This is a genomic window from Hyphomonas sp. FCG-A18 (assembly GCF_045287255.1).
Taxonomy (GTDB): Bacteria; Pseudomonadota; Alphaproteobacteria; order Caulobacterales; family Hyphomonadaceae; genus Henriciella.
On record NZ_CP137142.1, the window covers coordinates 1,448,596 to 1,467,688 of the forward strand.

15 protein-coding genes are annotated in these 19,093 nt (G+C 55.2%); 7 read left to right on the top strand and 8 right to left on the bottom strand.

What is annotated here, in order from left to right:
• Positions 1-30: 30 nt before the first annotated feature.
• Complete coding sequence (locus tag RYZ27_RS07115) at positions 31-1,239, bottom strand: acetyl-CoA C-acyltransferase (RefSeq protein ID WP_406681699.1); 1,209 nt, start codon at positions 1,237-1,239, stop codon at positions 31-33.
• A 168-nt stretch (positions 1,240-1,407) separates the two neighbouring features.
• Between RYZ27_RS07115 and lysM the strand changes: the two genes are divergently transcribed.
• Both lysM and RYZ27_RS07125 read left to right on the top strand, forming a co-directional pair.
• Positions 1,408-1,866 (top strand): peptidoglycan-binding protein LysM, encoded by a 459-nt coding sequence (lysM, locus tag RYZ27_RS07120; RefSeq protein ID WP_406681700.1) that lies wholly within the window; start codon positions 1,408-1,410, stop codon positions 1,864-1,866.
• A gap of 190 nt (positions 1,867-2,056) precedes the next feature.
• Entirely contained in the window at positions 2,057-2,668 is a 612-nt protein-coding gene (locus RYZ27_RS07125; protein ID WP_406681701.1) for a LysE family translocator, read from the top strand.
• A 93-nt stretch (positions 2,669-2,761) separates the two neighbouring features.
• Here RYZ27_RS07125 and RYZ27_RS07130 read toward each other — a convergent pair whose 3' ends face one another.
• Together RYZ27_RS07130 and RYZ27_RS07135 are read right to left on the bottom strand one after the other, a co-directional pair.
• Positions 2,762-5,008, bottom strand: coding sequence for a TonB-dependent receptor (locus tag RYZ27_RS07130; RefSeq protein WP_406681702.1), 2,247 nt, complete (start codon positions 5,006-5,008; stop codon positions 2,762-2,764).
• Positions 5,009-5,209: 201 nt separating this feature from the next.
• Positions 5,210-6,976, bottom strand: coding sequence for a hypothetical protein (locus tag RYZ27_RS07135; RefSeq protein WP_406681704.1), 1,767 nt, complete (start codon positions 6,974-6,976; stop codon positions 5,210-5,212).
• Positions 6,977-7,283: 307 nt separating this feature from the next.
• Here RYZ27_RS07135 and RYZ27_RS07140 point away from each other — a divergent pair, with 307 nt between their 5' ends.
• Positions 7,284-8,057 (top strand): sterol desaturase family protein, encoded by a 774-nt coding sequence (locus tag RYZ27_RS07140; protein ID WP_406681705.1) that lies wholly within the window; start codon positions 7,284-7,286, stop codon positions 8,055-8,057.
• Here RYZ27_RS07140 and RYZ27_RS07145 read toward each other — a convergent pair.
• The 4 genes from RYZ27_RS07145 to RYZ27_RS07160 are packed head-to-tail and all read right to left on the bottom strand — an operon-like array spanning position 8,054 to position 13,756.
• Positions 8,054-8,770: a TlpA family protein disulfide reductase gene (locus RYZ27_RS07145; RefSeq protein WP_406681706.1), complete on the bottom strand. Its 717-nt coding sequence runs from the start codon at positions 8,768-8,770 to the stop codon at positions 8,054-8,056. The genes RYZ27_RS07140 and RYZ27_RS07145 overlap by 4 nt on opposite strands.
• Positions 8,771-8,775: 5 nt before the next feature.
• Complete coding sequence (locus RYZ27_RS07150; RefSeq protein ID WP_406681707.1) at positions 8,776-11,913, bottom strand: efflux RND transporter permease subunit; 3,138 nt, start codon at positions 11,911-11,913, stop codon at positions 8,776-8,778.
• A gap of 2 nt (positions 11,914-11,915) precedes the next feature.
• Positions 11,916-13,109, bottom strand: a complete 1,194-nt coding sequence (locus tag RYZ27_RS07155; RefSeq protein ID WP_406681708.1) for an efflux RND transporter periplasmic adaptor subunit — start codon at positions 13,107-13,109, stop codon at positions 11,916-11,918.
• Positions 13,106-13,756 carry a TetR/AcrR family transcriptional regulator gene (locus RYZ27_RS07160; RefSeq protein WP_406681710.1) on the bottom strand — a complete coding sequence of 217 codons (651 nt, stop codon included), beginning with the start codon at positions 13,754-13,756 and terminating at the stop codon, positions 13,106-13,108. The genes RYZ27_RS07155 and RYZ27_RS07160 overlap by 4 nt, the downstream gene beginning before the upstream one ends.
• 240 nt (positions 13,757-13,996) lie before the next feature.
• Here RYZ27_RS07160 and RYZ27_RS07165 point away from each other — a divergent pair, with 240 nt between their 5' ends.
• Positions 13,997-14,518, top strand: a complete 522-nt coding sequence (locus tag RYZ27_RS07165; protein WP_406681712.1) for a nitroreductase — start codon at positions 13,997-13,999, stop codon at positions 14,516-14,518.
• Here RYZ27_RS07165 and RYZ27_RS07170 read toward each other — a convergent pair.
• Positions 14,515-16,284: an acyl-CoA dehydrogenase gene (locus RYZ27_RS07170; RefSeq protein WP_406681771.1), complete on the bottom strand. Its 1,770-nt coding sequence runs from the start codon at positions 16,282-16,284 to the stop codon at positions 14,515-14,517. The genes RYZ27_RS07165 and RYZ27_RS07170 overlap by 4 nt on opposite strands.
• Before the next feature lie 114 nt (positions 16,285-16,398).
• Between RYZ27_RS07170 and RYZ27_RS07175 the strand changes: the two genes are divergently transcribed.
• Genes RYZ27_RS07175 through RYZ27_RS07185 form a run of 3 tightly spaced genes read left to right on the top strand, consistent with a single transcriptional unit; the run spans position 16,399 to position 18,983 of the window.
• Positions 16,399-17,016 carry a YceI family protein gene (locus tag RYZ27_RS07175; protein WP_406681713.1) on the top strand — a complete coding sequence of 206 codons (618 nt, stop codon included), beginning with the start codon at positions 16,399-16,401 and terminating at the stop codon, positions 17,014-17,016.
• Positions 17,017-17,042: 26 nt separating this feature from the next.
• Positions 17,043-17,759: a YceI family protein gene (locus RYZ27_RS07180; protein ID WP_406681715.1), complete on the top strand. Its 717-nt coding sequence runs from the start codon at positions 17,043-17,045 to the stop codon at positions 17,757-17,759.
• Between the two features lie 9 nt (positions 17,760-17,768).
• Positions 17,769-18,983: a cytochrome b/b6 domain-containing protein gene (locus RYZ27_RS07185; RefSeq protein WP_406681716.1), complete on the top strand. Its 1,215-nt coding sequence runs from the start codon at positions 17,769-17,771 to the stop codon at positions 18,981-18,983.
• The last annotated feature ends 110 nt before the right edge of the window (positions 18,984-19,093 follow it).

Here is a 19,093-nt window from a genome sequence, read left to right on the forward strand (position 1 = left end):
GGCTCTCTAAATCGTCTTGTAAGCGGGAGCTTAGCTGTAGATCTCAAACAGACCTGCTGCGCCCATACCGCCACCGATACACATGGTGACAACGCCCCATTTCGCGCCGCGACGCTTACCTTCGAGCAGAAGAGAGCCTGTGCAGCGCGCGCCCGTCATACCGAATGGGTGACCGATAGAAATCGATCCGCCGTTGACGTTATACTTCTCCGGGTCGATGCCCAGGCGATCACGTGAGTAGAGACACTGAGACGCGAAAGCTTCGTTCAGCTCCCACAGATCAATGTCATCAACCGTCAGGCCATGACGCTCTAGCAGGCGTGGTACAGCGAAAACCGGGCCAATGCCCATCTCGTCCGGATCACAGCCAGCCACGTTGAAACCCGCGAAACGGCCGAGCGGCTCAATGTTACGCTTGGCGGCTTCTTCAGCTTCCATAACGACAACAGCGGCAGCACCATCAGACAACTGAGACGCGTTACCCGCTGTGATATACTTGCCTTCTTTGACTTGCTGACCACCAGAGAAGACCGGCTTCAGACCAGCGAGGGTCTCAACAGTTGTTCCAGGGCGGTTACACTCATCGCGCTCACAGACAACATCCTGATATGTCTCTTCGCCAGTTTCCCGGTTAACCAGCTTCATGCGGGTCTTCAGAGGAACGATCTCCTCGGCCATGTAGCCTTTTTCCTGGAAGATCGCAGTGCGGCGCTGAGATTCGGCAGAATACTCATCCTGCGCTTCACGGCTGACGCCATAACGCTCAGCTACGATTTCAGCTGTTTCAATCATGGTCATCCAGATGGCTGGGTGCTTCGCCATCAGCTCATCTTCGGTATAGCGGTGCAGGTTCATGTGCCCTGAACGCGAAACGAGGGAGAGGCTTTCAACTCCGCCACCAACAGCAACTGGCGCGCCTTCATGCTTCACGCTGTGAGCGGCAAGTGCAATCGCATTAAGACCGGACGAGCAGAAGCGGTTAACCGTGCCGCCGGAAGTCGTCGTTGGACAACCGGCCCAAAGCGCTGCGTTCCGCGCAATGTTGTGGCCTGTCGCGCCTTCTGGCTGAGCTGACCCTAGATAAACATCCTCAACCTCAGCGGCTTCGATCCCAGCGCGCGCAATCGCGTGCTTAATGGCGTGACCCGCCATTGTGATACCATGCGTATCGTTGAGCGAGCCGCGGCCCGTTTTGGCAAGGCCCGTGCGGGCTGTGGATACGATTACGGCTTCGCGCATTTGGAAAATCTCCCGTGGGTAGTTTTGTATTCGAGGGGCACCCTACTCGTCTGAAAGCATCCCGCCTAGGGGTGACGTTGACGTAAACAGGAAGGACGTCGCGGAAACCTCTTTGCAAATCCAGCCGCTCCGCCTAGCGTTGCCTCCTCAACAAAGGGGAGAGAGCCTATGGGCATGTTTAAGTTTGTGAAGAGCAAGGGCAAAGAACTAATCGCCGAGCGAGACCGCGTGGCAGAGAAAGCCATCCGAAAAGAAGTCGAAGACCTTGGCCTTGATGATGATCTTGGCGGTGACTTCCGCGTGTTGGTCGATGGCCCAAAGGTCAAGATTGAGGGGAAGGTTCCCGATCACGCCACCAAGGAGAAGATCATACTGGCCGCCGGGAACGTGAATGGCATTGGCGAAGTCGAAGACATCATGAAGGTTAAGTCCAAGGCCAAAGTTGCTGACTCTATTTTCTATACCGTGAAGTCCGGCGACAGCTTGTCCAAGATTGCCAAGAAGCATTACGGCGACGCCATGCGCTACCCGGATATTTTTGAAGCCAATACACCAATGCTCAAACATCCAGATCGGATCTATCCGGGACAGGTTCTACGCATCCCGGGCGCTCAATCTAAAGCCTAAGGCATTGCTAATGTAGCAGAGAGCAAAGAAATACGCTTTCTGAAAACAAATCAGGCTCGCGGAGCAATGCGTGGGTCTGATTTTGTGTAAGCGTCGTGACATAGTTTCCTATATGCACTGAGACATCAGTCTCAGTATGATATCCGCCAGATATAGTTATTGGCGGCATTCAAAACACTAGGAGCAACACGTGGACGCCGGATCACTTCTCGCATTTGCAATTGGAATGACGCTGCTGGCAGCCTCTCCCGGGCCGGGCTTAGCTGCCGTTCTATCCAGATCAATCATATCTGGTCCGATGTCCGGCACGATGGTGGTGATTGGGATGGTCCTTGTGGACTTCTTGTTTTTAGCTCTGGCTCTCATTGGCCTGTCAGCCATCTCGACCCTCTTGGGGCCACTTTTTCAGATCGTTAAATACGCAGCGGCGCTTTACCTGCTTTGGCTTGGATATCAATCGATCAAAACGGCAGGCCAACCAATTGCGATAACGCCCCAGTCTACGTCTTCTTATCTCAAAGATATTGGTCTTGGCGCGATTGTAACGCTCGGGAACCCGAAAGCGATCCTGTTCTATAGTGCGTTCCTGCCAACCTTTTTCGATGTTTCGCAAATTCAGCTTGGGGATTTTGTCGTAATATGCGCGATACTCACCGCGATCTCATTTCTCGTCTACAGCGCATACATGCTTCTCGCCGGACGGCTTGGGCGAGCCTTTGGGTCGTCTAAACTGAAGAAACGCCTCAATCAGACGACAGGTGTTGTCTATATCGGTTCTGGTGCAGCCATCGCCCTGAGATGATCAGGCCCACACCTTCCTAATGAACCAGCCGCGGCCTGCAAAAAATAAGCCCGCACCTCTCGGTACGGGCTTAGCTTTAGGATGTATTCAGCTTTAGAAATCGTAGCGGACTTCGATGCCATAAGTGCGTGGTTCATTTACGAACCCGGTCAGGTTGTTGAAGTCGATCGCGCCTTCCAGAACCACCTCATCCGTAATGTTGCGCGCAAAGACAGAAGCTTCGACGCCATTATCACCCTGCCAGCCAGCACGCAGCCCGCCTTGCCAATAACCGTCTTCCCCAAACTCAATGCTGTCATAGAGGAAGAAGTTGGTTTCTCCCTTATACGCCCAATCTGTGAAGGCAAAAAATTCACCATTACGGAATGGGATGGCGTATCGTGCTGTAAAGTTACCGATCCATTCCGGAGCATTCGGGAAGCTGTTTCCAGAGATGTTGAAGCCGAGGCTGTTGCCACTGCCATCAAACACTTCCGGGTCAAGAATTGTACACGGCGCACCACAGCCCGGAGCGATCAAAAGGTCGTCTTTGATCTCCGTATTGTTGTATGACACGCCAGCCGTCAGCAGCAAGTTCGGCATCGGAGCCGCCTCAATATCCGCTTCAAAGCCATAGCCCTGCCCTTCATCGGCATTGAACAGGGCAACCGTGTTGTTGATGCCGCCAACGATGGTGAGCTGCTGGTTTTCCAGCTCATAAAAGAAGACGTTCGCATTCACGCGAACCCGATTGTCCAGAAGCTCGGATTTCACACCCGCCTCATAGGACAGCACAGTCTCGCTGTCGGCGTCAGACACCGTGTCCCCGAAGACCAGACGGCCCTGAATAGACGGTCCACGGAAGCCTTTAGCGATCCGCGCATAATAGGTCAGGTCTTCTGTTTGACGATAAGTTGCAGAGGCATCCCAGCTGATCTGCTCATCACCGACACTGCCAGTAATTGGGCCCAAAGGTCCGGCTCCAAAGGGGCTGAGCTGGCGCTCCACGACGAAGTCTTTTTTCTCATCAGTAAAACGTGCACCACCCGCCAGAGTCAGTTGATCTGTGACATCATACTCAAGCGAACCGAAGAAACTGAATGCCTGTGTCTGACCTGTCCGAACGGCGCGACCATTCTCAGGGCGCCCCGGTGCCAGCGTATCAAAACTGCGCGAGGTGATCTGCAAGTCTTCGTCGAACAGGAAAACCCCAGCCTGCCAACGCGCTTTCCCACCATTATCGTAGGCGAGGCGTAGCTCATTGGTTGTCTGGGTCAGATCATCAACCGCGCCAGAGCTTTCGGACGGGAATGGAATGAAACCCGGCCCGAAATTGCCAGCTCCGAGGAAACCCGCACCAAACCCACCATCAATGTCGCCCCGAGAAGACACCTCTGCGGTTTCACGGCCCAAAATATAGGTCAGGTCCAGAGCGTCATTAATCTCACGATCGACGCGCAAAGTAAGACCAGACGCGTCCTGAGTCAGGAAATTGTCGCCATCAAAGGAAACGGTGTCGAAGTCAAAGCCTGGGGCGAGCCCGCGCTGCCCCTGCTCAATGATATTGGCCCGGAACAGGCGGGCATCGGAATCATTCGAACGCGCGTGAAGGTTCAACAGAACATCAGTATCGGCAAAAGGTGACCAGAGGAGCTGAACCCGGCCCGCATACTCTTCAAAACCCTCATAACGATCCGTTTCACCCGTAAAGGCATTGTCAACGAATGGATCCCGATCCTGCCAGATGCCGGAGACACGGAAAGCAAAATCGTCGCTCAAGCGTGTGCCGAATGCCCCTTCCACCTCTTTTGTGTTATATGTGCCGTAAGACGCACGCACATACCCATTGGCCTCATCGCCGGGCTTCACACTGTCAAACTTGATAATGCCGCCTGGCGTGTTGCGTCCGAAAAGTGTGCCCTGTGGCCCACGAAGCACCTCGATACCTTCAAGGTCAAAGACTGGATAGCCTTTCAGGACCGGGTTTTCGTAAGGCACATCATCATAGACAAGCGACACCGGCTGTGACGCATTCAAGTCAAAATCGGTATTCCCGATCCCGCGAATGTAAAACCGTGGGAAGGCTCGACCAAAAGAGCTTTCCGCAATCACGCTTGGCACGCGCGCTGACAGGAAACGAATGTCCGCACCGCCCGCTTTCAAGTTATCGAGCTTCTCGTCCGCGACCGTTGTGATCGAGATCGGAACATTCTGGGCATCTTCCTCAACCCGTTGTGCTGTCGTGACGACCGGCGCCAGTCGCGCCTCCTCATCGACTTCCTGTGCAAAAGCTGGAACCGAAAAAGCGGTTGCTGCCGCGGCTGACGCGACGGTAAGCTTAAGAGCTGTTTTTAGGGACATAGCGCGCAAGACCTTTTCTCATAGGTTGCTAAGGGCCCATCCCGCATGGGCCCGTTAACGCTGCTTTGTCCAAATCTGAACCGCCCCGCAAGGAAATGCGGCAGGAATGCTGTTACAAGTCTGACATTGCCCTCTTTATGTTGCACAAGCGCAACGTCAGCCGATCAGCAATCGGTCAGGGCTGCACAAGACTTATGCAGATCAGGTCCAGGGATTAAAACGCGTCCGCGGAGTCAGGGAAACATCCTCTTCAGACGTTTCGGAGCTTTCTGGCTCCTCCTCTTGGGTGGCCGTCACAACCTCTTCTGTAGATTCCGCAATCGGCTCAGCGACGTCTTGCAAGTCAGCGACTTCCGGCAGGGTCTCTTCGGTCACAATGTCAGACGTTTCTGATACGTCCGAAAGTGGAACCTCATCCGTTGCGTCGATGAGGATCGTATCCTGTGGCGCTTCGGTTTGCTCAGTATCGCCAGAAGCTGGCCCCGGAACGCCGGATGCTTCGCCTTTGACTTGCAAGGCACCCAGACCAAACCCTGCACCAATGGCGCTCAAGCTAATCTCGCTATCAAGCGTATTCGGTGTCTCTGCTTCTGATGAAACAACAGCAGCTTCTGGCTCTTGAGATGAGACCGTTTCAGCATCACTCGAACCGGTGATACTCAGGTCTTCCGCCTCGTCGGCCGCATCATCGTTTGCGGCACCCTCAATTGTAAGAACGGTCGCTTCGCTGTGCTCTTCAGAGCTATCGACGACAGCCTCTTCCTGCGTAAGCGGCGCAATGGCTTCAGGTTGATCAAATGATGCTTCCGCAGATGGCTCGGCAGTCTGACTGGCATCAGATGTAAACGTGACGTCTCCATCCTCACCGAACACATCAACAGGCGCAGATTCAGCGGTTTCATCACGCGCATCAACCCCGTCAGTCTCGGCTTCATCTTGACCGTACGCCTCAGCGACACTTTCATCTGCTCCCGGTGCCGCTGTCTCGTAAGTGACTGGCTCGGAAACAGGCTCATCGGCTTCGGTCTCAACGCCTGTTTCAGTAACTGTTACCGGAGCGTCTTCAGAAGCACTGATTGTTGTGTCTTCATCAGCGGGCTCTTCAGAGTCTGATCTGCTTTCGTCGGAGGAGACTTCCGCCATAGCAACGGTTGTTGCAATACCCGCCGCCGTAGCGCTTAGCTCACCAACGATAGAATGCGCCTTTGTTTCTTCTGTCTGTTCCGCCTCAACCGTCTCTGTATCACCAGTTTCAGCAAAAACAGGCTCCGTACTTTCAATCGGTGTTTCAATCGCTTCAACGGTCGACTCGGTCGCACCTAAAGCCACATCGCTTGTAGTGTCTTTATCACTCGCCGATGGTGTATCTTCGAGGGTGTCTGCGCCTTGTGCAGCTGCTTCTTCCTCGCGACCATTCACTTCATCAGCAAGACGCGCAACGGCTTCGGTCATGTCGGACTCAGGCTCTAGTGTCGCCTCGGCAGAAACGGAGATTTCTTCCGCAACGATCAGCCCCTCATCTATGGCGGCCACATCCTCAGCTTCTGCAACCCCCTCTTCCTCAACGACCTCAGTTTCGACGGCCATCATTGCGCTCGCGGCACTCTCATCACCACTATCTTCAAGCGGCATCGGCTCCTCAGAGGTCTCTTCAGCGAGCGCAGCAGGCTCATCCGGAACACCGTCTCCATCTGTATCGATCCCGGCCAAAAGTGTTGAAATGGCAGTATCAATCCCTTTTGCCTTGCGGACCGCTTCACGCGTCATCTCAGCAACCCGCAAAGTGTAGCTTATGCCTGCGCCATCGGTCGCTTCTGCGAGCTCTTCAGCGCTGGCGCGCTCCAGCTCGCGGCCATCCACACTGGTAATGACCAGTTCGTTGGGCTCCTGCTCCAAAGTCACGCTATAGCCTTCAGTGGTATAGGTCACCGCACCAGCGTCACCCTCCTGCCAATCAATCTTTGCCACGCTCGTCATTTCAACAAGACGGTCTATCAGTTTCTTCGTTGACGGATGCAGCATGCCTTGGGTCCACCTTATCGTTGGCTGGGTTAACCTCTTCGTAATACCCTTCGTAAGCGAATTGGGCAAACCTCGATTCGCCCTCCCTGCCTTAATTTTTCAGTTAATTGCAGGTGATCGACAGAATGATTCGGACGGGTGTCCGAAACGACCATTTCTGGACACATTCTTACAGGTTTGCGACATGCGTGGTCTTACACACTTTCGCGTGCATGAGCTGGCGTAGGGTCTGGGGAATGCTTACATAGCAAGCATGTTCGCTTTAATCGTGACGATAAGCTGTTTCATCCTGTTCGCCTTGTTGGAGTCTTTCTGGCCCCGACGCGGCTTACCTTTGAGTCGTCGTGAAAGATGGCTTGGTGCCTTGAGCCTTGTGGCGATCGGTGGCCTGCTATCGCGCCTTATTCTTCCGATTGGCCTGGTAGGGATCGCGGTCGTAATTCAGCACAGCCAGTTTGGCTTGTTGAATCAGATGCCCTTGTCCGAGCTGCTTGCATTCGTAATCGCCTTTGCCTTGCTCGACCTCGCTGTATGGGGCCAGCATGTCGTTATGCATCGCGTGTCATGGCTATGGCGATTACACCGGGTCCATCACACAGATCCCGGATTTGATGTCACAACGGCTCTACGCTTCCATCCCTTGGAATTGTTACTGTCCCTGGCCTGGAAAGGGAGCGTGATCATCTTGCTTGGGGCCAGTCCGGAAGCCGTGGCCGCTTTTGTCATCATTCTGAATGCATCGGCCATGTTCAACCATGCTAATCTGGACCTGCCTCTGTGGCTTGATCGCTGGTTGCGCCTGATCATTGTGACCCCGGACATGCATAGAGTGCATCACTCAACCAATCATCATGAAGCAGGCCGCAACTTCGGATTCTTCCTGCCCTGGTGGGATCGCCTGTTCGGTTTGTATAAAGCAGCCCCCAATGATGGACACGAAACGATGGGCCTCGGTAGCGATCAATGGCGAGAAGCCGCAGACCAGTCGCCAATAGCTCTGCTTCGCCAACCCTTTGAGAGCCGCTAGTTTGATGCCGCCCAGATACGCCGGGTTTTCTGAATATCCTGCACAAATTGCTCAACCCCATCCTCGCCGGCATCCGCAAGGCTCGTCCGGAAACCTTGTACAGTCCGATCTGGTGCAATCACCAGATAAGAGGGGGTCCAGCGAATCTTGAGCACCGTCCGCAACCGCGCATCGGCATCGATCACCGTCGGATAGAGGTAACCAGCTTCCTCAAAGAAGGCGCCAACACTCTCATAATTGCGCGTCGCGTAGTCAGCTCGATCGGCATTTTGTGGGACATGGATGGACATGAACCCGATTTCATCACCCGGGCTGGCGTTAAGCGCATCGGAGAGTTGCGCCGCCTGCTCCAACTCGCCACGACTGTCATGGCACCACAACCCCCAGACCCGAATAATGGTCCACTGCCCCTCAAGCTGAGCAGAGTCAAAAATCTCCCCAGTCGTTAGCTGGCCAGAGAAGTCCGGGAGGGCTTGCCCCAGATACTCATACGTATACGGCCGCCCATACTCATCACGCGGAACATCACCGCGGCTAAGGTCTGCTGTTGTCGGTACGCTCATGGTGGGGCGGATATAATATGTCGCTTCACGCTGATCAGCAGGTGCCTGAAAGGCCTCAATCTCGGCTGCCCCTGTTTCGGGGGCTTCACTATTCCCCGGCACGCAGGCCGCCAGCAGCCCCATAAAAACCAAAGCACGAACGCTGATCATATATCTTACTCCGCTGCGACTGTCGCACGGGCAGGATGCGTCCAGCCCTTGCCACTTAGCAAGCGGAATAAGCGGTAAATCGGCTTCATGGTCATAATCCGGTACATGGCAGGCGCGAAATACAGGGCCAGCAAAGCCGATCCAGCCACGCCCCCTGCAATCGCTGTCGCAAGCGGCAACCAGAAGACATCCCCGGTCAGGATAATCGGCACAAAGCCGCCCATCGTTGTCAGGGTCGTCGCCACAATATGCCGAGTCGCAGCAACCACGACCTCACGTTGGGCAATCACATCATCATTGCGCGCGGCTTCGTTGCCCTGCAACAGAGACAGAACAACAATTGAGCCATTAATTGCGATCCCTAACAGGCCAAGGGCACCGACAATCGCGTTAAAGCCCATCGGCAGATTGAACATCCAGACCCCACCAAAGGCCAAGCCAACAGACATGCCGCCTATCGCCATGATCAGGAAGCTCATCCGGAAGGAATTAAACACCAGAGCTACGGCACCGACCATGACCAGAATGAGAGGCACAGCCAGAGTCAGCAAATCGGCCATGGCATCAGCCTGGTTTTCCGCCTGCCCACCTATACGCAGCGAGTAGCCAGGCGGAAGATCGAAACCACGGACCTCAAGCTTGGACTGGAATTCGGCGAAGATCGGGTCTGGCAAGGAATATGGCTCAGTATAGCCATAAATCTCATTCACGCGCTGACCATTCAGCCGAACAATAACAGCGGTTTGCGGATCCAGTTTTACCTCACCCAACGCGGCCAGTGGCGTTCCCGCTCCTTGCGCGCCATTTCCGATTGTTTTGGAGCGCAAGTCGACCAACTCTCCACGACGCTGGGCTGGGGCAATCACCCGCACAGGTACTTCCTCAATCCCCTCTAGGATGGAACCTGCTGGTACCCCTTCGAGTTCCGCACGCAAATCGGCCGCGAGACCGGTCAAGCGTAGACCGGAAATCGCCGTCGCTGCTTCATCCGCATTGATCGTCAGGGTTGGCGCCCCAAGCTGCAAACGCGCCTGTGTAAATGTGATGCCGGGGGTTTCAGCCAGAATAGAGCGCGCCTCATTGCCAAGCCGATTAAGTGTCTCAAGGCTGTTGCCCTCGATAAAGAAGGCGATCGGCGCATCAGCGGGAGGTCCCTGCTCAAACGGGATGGCCAGAACTTGCGCCTCCGGGAATTCAGTCCGCAGAAACTTCTGCACATCGGCAACAAGAACCCGCGTATCATTATTGCTTCGCAGTTGAACAAAGCCAGCCGCATAGCCGGCAACACCGCGCTGATTGTTAAAGGCATTATAATAAACGCGTGGTCCTGGCTCTCCGACAGCGAAGTGAATACCAGTGATCTGGGGATAACGCTGCTTCAGCAAACGTTCGGCGCGCTCTGCCGCGTCGATCCCCTCATAGATTGTGGCTTGGGGCGGCAGGGTAATTTCGACCTGAAACTGATCACGCTCTGTTTGCGGGAAAAACTGGCTCGGCAATGATCCGCCGAGCATGAAGCCCGCCATAACCGGAACGACACCGATCAGAACACCCAGAATCGGGTAACGCAGCACCGTGCCAATCGTCCAGCGGTAGCCATCGGTTACGGTGTCAATCTTGATCCCATCACGCCACCAGCGCTTTACCTCAACCGCTTGTCGCGGGCGATCAAGCCAACCAGCAACTGCCGGAATAACCGTCATCGCAATCACGAAGGAACAGACGACAGAGAAGATCACCGATGTGCCGATCATACCAATAAACTCACCCGCTGCGCCAGGCATGAGAGCAATGGGAGCAAAGGCCAGCGCGGTTGTCAGTGTTGAGGCAAAGAGCGGTCCGAATAGCTTGCCAAGCGAATGATCAATCGCGTCAAGCACAGTCCGCCCACCAGCCCGTTCCTGATCATATTCGTCGACCACGACAATCGCATTATCGATCAAAAGCCCGAGTGATATCACCAACCCCGTCACTGACATCTGGTGCAAGGGGTAATTGAACAGGCGGAAGAGCAGTAGCACCAACGCCACTGTAAGCGGTAGAGCCAAACCCACGACAATGGCTGAACGCCAGCCCATGACAAAGAACAGAACCGCAAAGACAATCAGCGCCGAAATAAGCAGGTTTTGCGCCAGACCATTCAGGCGCTCATTTGTGTACTTCGCCTGGCTGAATGTGATGTCGACCTTGATGTCGCCTGGAATATTGACCGCAAAGTCTTCAACGGCGGCCTCTGCCTGAAGCGCCCATTGGTCAACCCGGTTATTGGACTGGATGTAGGCGGCCACAAAGATCGCGCGTTTGCCATCCGAAAAGGCAAGACCTGTCGGCGGATTTTCAATCCCTTTCTCAACCTCAGCGATATCGCCAACCCGCAAGGCCGAGCCATCAGGGCGCTGCAATAGCGGGACCGCGCGTATTCGCGCAATGCCATCAAACTCACCGCCAATCTCAACACCAATATCACTCCCGCTACCCCGGAATTGTCCAGCAGGAGCCTTAGCATCACCCGCCCCGATCAGGCGGGCCGCTTCCGTCATGGATAGACCCGCAGCTGCCAATGCCTCAGGATCGGCCACGACGCGGACTTCCTCGCGAGGCTGACCGAAGAGTTCAGTTTCTTCCGTAGCGGACAAGTTCCGCAAGCGATCTTCCAAACCCTCAGCAAGGCGCGCCATGACGGCCAGAGGGGGATCACCCTCCCCTTGCCATGAAAGGGAAACCAGCATGGTGGCCGCGCCGACATATACGCGCTCCACAATTGGTGTTCGCACATCCGAAGGTAGCTCCGCTCGCGCCAACTCGACTTGAGAGCGGATCAGCGTCCAGGCATCATCAACCTCAGCTTCGGTCAGGTCTTCACGTACATCGATGCTGATCTGTGAGACATTTGCGCGGGAGGTCGACTTGATTTCTGCGATCTCTGGCAATTGTTGCAAGCGCCGTTCAATCGGCTCAGTAACGATCGCCTCGACCCGTTCCGCATCAGCGCCAGGCATAGCGGTGAGGACATAGCCAAACCGCTCAACCAATGTGGGGTCTTCCTGTCGCCCTAAAGTGAGGATCGCGCCAATACCGCTAATAATGGCAATAAAGATGATCAGCAGCGTCAACCGTGGCAAACGATAGAAAAGCGTTGTCATGCCTACTGCTCCAATGCAGCGGTCTTCGGGGCCTCGAATATCCCCGCGACCTCAACAGGGGTCACCGCTTGCCCGGGAGTGATCCGTTGCAGCCCATCAATGATAACCAGATCGCCATTGCGAATAGCCCCGCGAACATAAGCGCGATCCCCTTCGGAATGGACAATCTCGACAACACTTTTCTGAGCGCGGATCGTTTCCCCTTCCGAGCGCGCCAGATAGACCGACCATAAGCCACGTTGGCTCTCAGCCAGAGCTGAGACTGGCACCCAGAGCCCCTGTTCAGTGACATCGCGCGATAACGTGATCCGAACCACCGCTCCGGAGGCAACCTCATCAATATTGTTAATATCAAAAATTGTGGTCACCGTGCGCTGGTTGGCATCGATAACCCCAGTCACAGCACGCAGTGTCGCTGAAACCTCACCCTGGTCAGCGATCAGCAAATAAGTCTCACCTATTGTCAGCGTCTGAGACAGCTCTGCGGGCAAGCCAATACGGGCTTCCAAAACACCATTTTCAACCAGTTCAAAGACGGGCTGACCTGGTGCCGCGATGGCCCCTTCATCTGCCATACGCGCGGTGATTACCCCTGCATATGGCGCAACGATCCGCGCAAGATCGATCTGAACCTGCAATGTATCCGCGCTGGCCCGAGCCGCGTCTATGCGCGCGAGTGATGTATTCGCTTGGGCAATGGCTTCATCAACGCGCTGTTGTGAAACGTGCCCGCGCTCATTCAAGGTTTTCTGGCGCTCAACCGTCGCCTGCGCCAACGCATATGCGGCTTCAGCCTCAACAACAGTCGCCTCAGCTGCTGCCAACTGCGCCTCCAAAGCACGCGTATCAAGGCGAGCAAGCACAGCACCTGTACGGACACGATCCCCAATATCAGCACGCAGCGCCACGATCCGTCCACCACTTTGAAACCCGAGTGCACTGGTTCGGCGTGGACTAACCAGTCCCGTAAAGCGCTCTTCCAGCGACAAGGTATCAGAAAGTGAAACCTCTACGACATCAACTGAGATGGGAACGGGCGCCGCCGTCGGCACCAATGGCCCCTCTTCCGAGCGCTGCGTCAGAACAAAAGCCGCCAGAAGAGCGACAATTACGGCGATCACCAAAAGGAAGACCAATCCCTTCAGGAAGCTGGGCTTTGGCGTTCGTGCGTGCTCAAGCTCTGTACTATCCGTCATGCTCGTGCCTCCAGTCCTTTGACCAATTGGTCAGCGTGTAAATTAATAAAAGCCGTACGATCGAGTTCCGTGCAATCGCCGGTCAGTTTTGGAAATGTTGGGATGTGGATCATCATCATGGCCAAGCCATGCATCGAGGCCCAAATCGATTTTGCGGCAAGCTGGGCATCCAGGTCACCTCGGAAATGCCCAGCCGCAATACCTTCTTGAACCATGCCCTGTAAAACCAAAAAAGCCCGCCCACGTGAGCGCTCATCAAATCCAGGCTCGCTCGCATCAAACCCACCATCCTGTGCAGTTCCAGAAAAGGCAGCCGCATAATGATAAGGCTTGGCAATCGCCTCCTGCACATAGGTGGACAGACACTGTGCCATACGCTCTGGGAAGGGACGCGATGTATCGGCAATCTTATGCACCTGCTCCAGCAGGCGCTCAAAGAACGCCTCTTTGAGCTCATCCACCAGATCATCCTTGCTGGAAAAATACTTGTATATCGCCGCAGGAGAATAATCGATCTTCCGCGCCAGTCGACGAATAGACAATCCGGCCTCCCCCTCACGGGCAAATACGCGCTCAGCTGCCGTGAGAATGGCCTCACGAACTTTCAAGCGGCGCTTTTCAGCAGGGGTCAGGGAGGACAATGGCACGGTTAATTCCTGTTTTCTATGACACAGAAATAGGTCACTTGTTCAATTAGTAAACACCGTTCACTCATCTTTTTGCGTTTTTTGTTTTTCGACCATGACAAGCAAAGGCTATGCCCCTATCTGCCGATCATGACACATCGCTTCCCTCCCGCCCCTGCAATTGGTGAGCCAATGTTGGCCACCCGACCGAGTAAACCAGCGCGTGACCTGATTGCGCTTCGCCGCTCAATGAGCAAACAAATGATCGGCGCCCCCGGGCCGACCGGTCATGAGTTGACCGAATTGCTAAAGATTGCCGCTCGGGTGCCCGACCATCGCCGCCTTGGGCCATGGCGCTTTATCGTGTTTGAAGGTGAGACGCGCGCCGCCTTTGGGGCAGCCGCCGCAGAGATACAAAAACAGGAACAGCCCGAGGCAAGCGAGCATATGCTCGAAACAACCAAGAACTACTTCCTGAGAGCACCAACCGTAATTGCGGTTGTTTCAAGCCCGAAAAACGACCCCAAGCAAACCCCTATCTGGGAGCAGGAGCTTTCAGCCGGGGCGCTTTGTCAAAACCTGCTCCTCGCCGCCAATGCCAGTGGCTGGGCCGGGTGTTGGTTGAGCGAATGGATCGCCTACAGTGATGGTATCAACACCCTGCTTGGCCTTGAGGCCTCGGAGCGTATTGCAGGCTATATCTATCTTGGCACCGCCAAGGCCAATCCGCAGGAGCGGATGCGCCCGGATCTATCAGAGCGCATCTCGCATTGGACGCCTTAAGCGATCCCGAAAAGCGCTTCGCTTTCCTCAAGCACTTTTGCGCCACCTTGGGTGATTCCAGCGACGGCACCGGGAGCGCCCGCAAGAGAGGTTTCCGCAAAGAAGCCAGCAAGCGCCGTCATCCGGCCACGGGTCTGGCCACTTTCGCTGCGCGCCGCTACAGCGCCCTTGGTTAGGAAATGCCCCCCGATGACGTCACCGGCAAGCGCAAGATAGGCGGTCGCGCCAGCCAGCGCGGTGTCACGGTCCTCTTTCATCGCCTGTTTCATCCATGCGGTTGCTTCGCTCAGCGCTTCATTCGCAGCTTTCAAGCGCTCGGCAATTGATACAAGCCCCGGATCATTGGTTGCGCGCGCTTCACGGACTGTTTCATCGATCTCAACCTGCATATCCGCCATCGCCTGACCATCCGCCATGGACAGCTTGCGGCCGACCAGATCGATCGCCTGAATCCCGTTCGTGCCTTCATAGATCGGCGCGATCCGGGCATCACGATAAAGCTGGGCTGCGAGGGTTTCATTCATGAAGCCCATACCGCCATGCACTTGCACACCAAGACTTGCCACATCAACGCCCATATCGGTTGACCAGGCCTTTGCGATTGGGGTCAGTAATTCTTCTCGTAGCTTGGCTTTCGCGCGCTCTTCTGGCGTTGAGGCGACTTCAGCCATATCCGTCGCGACACCACAAGCATAACAAATCGCTCGGGCGGCCTGCACTTTGGCGCGCATGGTGATCAACTGACGACGAATATCAGAGTGGTGCAGGATTGGTGCAGCCCCATCAACGCCAGCGGCTTTGCCCTGCTTACGCTCCTGTGCGTAGGCAAATGCTGTCTGATAAGCAGCCTCGCCAACACCGACCCCTTCGAGACCAACATTCAGGCGGGCCGAGTTCATCATCGTGAACATACAGGCAAGCCCCTTATTGGCCTCCCCGATCAGCCACCCCGTCGCCCCGTCATATTCCATGACGCAAGTTGGTGAGGCATGAATACCAACCTTATTCTCTAGACCAATACATTTCACAGCATTGTTTTCGCCGAGGCTGCCATCATCATTGACCATAGTCTTGGGCACGATGAAGAGTGAGACCCCGCGTGAGCCCGCTGGTGCATCTGGCAGGCGTGCCAGAACCAGGTGGATGATGTTCTCAGCCACATCATGGTCACCCCATGTGATGTAAATCTTCTGCCCGGTAATTGCGTAAGAGCCATCACTATTCGGCACAGCCTTGGCTTTTAGCGCACCGACATCTGATCCGGCCTGTGGCTCGGTCAGGTTCATCGTCCCGGTCCAATCTGCGCTGACCAGTTTCGGTAGATACTTCGCTTTCTGGTCGTCCGTGCCGTGCTCCAGCAAGGCTTCAATCGCGCCAAAGCTGAGCATCGGACACAAGCCAAACGCCATGTTCGCCCCATGCAGCATTTCCATGACGGCAAGACCAAGCACTTTGGGTAGCCCCTGCCCGCCCCATTCTTCCGGCACCGATAGCCCCATCCAGCCACCTTCCCGAAACGCAGCATAAGCCTCAGCAAAGCCCGGCGCGGCCTTAACGCCGTCTGCCGTCAGTTGCGCGCCATGTTTGTCACCAGACTGGTTCAACGGCGCGATGACATCGCGCATTAGCTTCCCGGCTTCCTCAAGGATGGGATCGATCAGGTCGGCATCATAGGCTTCAAACGCCCCTGTCTCACCAAGGCGGTCCAGACCGGTCACCTTGCGCAGTGTGAAAGCAATATCATCAACAGGGGCATCATAAGACATGATCATGCGACTCCGGCATAAAAGTTATTTTCGGTTCTCCATATAACGCGTCTAGCCATTGCAAAAGGGTGCGCTACCTATTGGCGCAGGATAAATGAAATCGGAGATTCCCTCATGCGTACACTAGCTCTTGCCGTATCGGCCCTCGCGCTTGCCATTCCTGCCAGCGCTGAAGTCACCCTAAACGGCGCGGATGAAGGCACTTATAGCCTTGAAAAGAACCATGCATTCCTGACCTGGTCGGTGAAACATATTGGTATCTCTGACTACACTGTGAACTTCACCGACTTTGACGCCACGCTGGATTTCAACCCGGAGAACCCAACCGCCTCGACCATTAGCGTCACCATCAACCCGCTGGCCATTGAAACGCATTATCCTGATGCTGAGAAGAAAATCGAATGGCACGACAAGCTGACCAAGGGCGAAAACTATTTCAACGCCGAAGCCTTCCCTGCCATTACCTTCACGTCGACCTCTGCAGACCTGACCAGTGATTTTGCTGGTACGGTGACCGGCGATCTGACTTTTCTGGGCGTGACAAAGCCTGTCACTCTGGACGTCACCTATAATGGCACAACCAATGTGCCATGGTTCGGTCAGCGTGACTTGCTCGGCTTTAATGCCTCAACCACAATCGATCGCACTGAGTGGGGTTTGACCGCGAATGGCGGATCAGTCTCAAGTGATGTGACCATCGAATTCTCTGGTGAGTTCCTGCAAGACGAATAGCCAGGCCAGCACAAAGGACTAATCCAATGAAACTTCATATCCTTTTAGGGTCTGCTGCAGGACTGGCACTTGCTGCCTGTGGCGGTGCAGACACATCGCCTACATCGACAACCGAGGCTGAAACGCCACCCTCTGTCGCTGATACCCCGGATAGCCTGCATGAGAAACTTCGCGATGTCGCAGCTGGCGACTACAGCCTTGATAAGAACCATGCCTTTCTGACCTTCAAGGTGGGACATGGTGGCGGCCTTTCGCAGTATCGCGTCAACTTTACAGATTTCGACGCGGACTTGAGCTTTGACCCTGCCGTGCCAGAGGCTGCAGTCCTATCCGTCACGATCAACCCCGCAGCCGTCCAAACCAATTATCCCGGCAACTATAAAAGCTCACATCAGGACAGCCCTTATGAAAGTTGGAATGAGGATCTCTCCCAGAATCCGCAATGGCTGAACGCTGGTGAGTTTTCGGAAATCACCTTCACCTCAACAGAGATCACGCGCACAGATGACCTTACAGGTCAGGTCACAGGTGATCTGGGTTTCCTCGGCCAGACCAAGCCTGTCACGCTGGATGTTACTTATAATGGCGCAACGAATGTGCCATGGCTTGGCGAACGTGACTTGATCGGGTTCAACGCATCAACGACCATTACGCGTTCCGAATGGGGTATGGGTGCTTTCCTGCCTCTGATCGGTGATGAAGTGACCGTCGAGTTTTCCGGCGAATTCGTACAGGACGAATAGGAACCAGATATGGGTGCGCGCAGCGAACGATACACAGCCGTAGCGATAATCCTTCACTGGCTGATCGCAATCGCCATTATCGGCATGATTTTTGGTGGCTGGTATATGGGTGACCTGCCGGACGGAGCACCAGGACAATACTTCCTGTACCAGTTGCATAAGTCGATCGGGATTACGATCCTGCTGCTAACCGTTGCGCGCATTCTCTGGCGGGTCATGAACCCGCCGCCTGGCCTTCCCGAGGATATGAAGCCGCTGGAGAAAACCGCCAGCCATTTGGTTCATATTGGCTTTTACGCCGTAATGCTGCTGCTACCCCTGACTGGCTGGCTCTACAGCTCGGTTAGCGTCAAGCTCGACGTCCCAACCGTGCTCTTCGGTATCATCAGCTGGCCTGATATCCCCTTTGTCGAAGGTCTGAAGACTGAAAGCGCCAGTGGCGCGGTCAATTTCATTCACTCAAAACTCGCCTGGGTCACATTCGCTCTGCTAGCTTTGCATATCGCAGGCGCCATCAAGCATGAGTTCAGCGCAGAGGAAGGCGTTCTGAAACGTATGATGCCGGGCCTGTTCGGGGAAACCCGGCCGCCAGCCCTGCCTGCCAATGGCGCCGTGGCCGCGTTTGGTTCGGCAATTGGCCTTCTCATCCTGATTGCCGGCGCACCAGTCTTGATTAAGGCGATTTCCGGGGGTGGCGCGCCGGTTCAAAACACATCTGGGATCACGACCAACTGGCAGGTTGACTATGAGCAATCTGAAATCCGTTTTGGCGGCGTCCATGATGGCAATGACTATACCGGGACATTCGACAACTGGGATGCTGCCATCCGGTTTGATCCTGCCGCGCCTGAAAGCGCTGAAGTCAATGTCACCGTCTCCACGCAAAGCGCGCAGGCCAATCAGAAACTTTATACAGACAGCCTTCCGGCCCCTGAATGGCTAAACACATCCGCCTTCCCGACAGCGCAAGTTGAGATTGTCGACATCACTGGCTCGGAAGACACAGGGTTCACCTCCACCGCGCGATTGACCTTGAAAGGCATCACCGTCGAGGCACCCTTTGCCTTTACTCTGAGTCTTGATGGCAACACAGCAAGCATGACCGGGCAAACCGTCCTGCAACGCACACCGCTCGACCTTGGACAAGATTCAGACGCGTCTGCTGATTGGGTCGGCGAAGACGTGACCGTGGACGTGACGGTCACCGCCACCCGCGCACAATAGTGTCATTTGCATCTTGGGCGACACGCCCTAGTCTCCCTTCCAACTGGAGGAGACACAGAGATGCGCGCCCTGACCACATTCCTTGCAAGCGCCCTGACGCTATCGCTCAG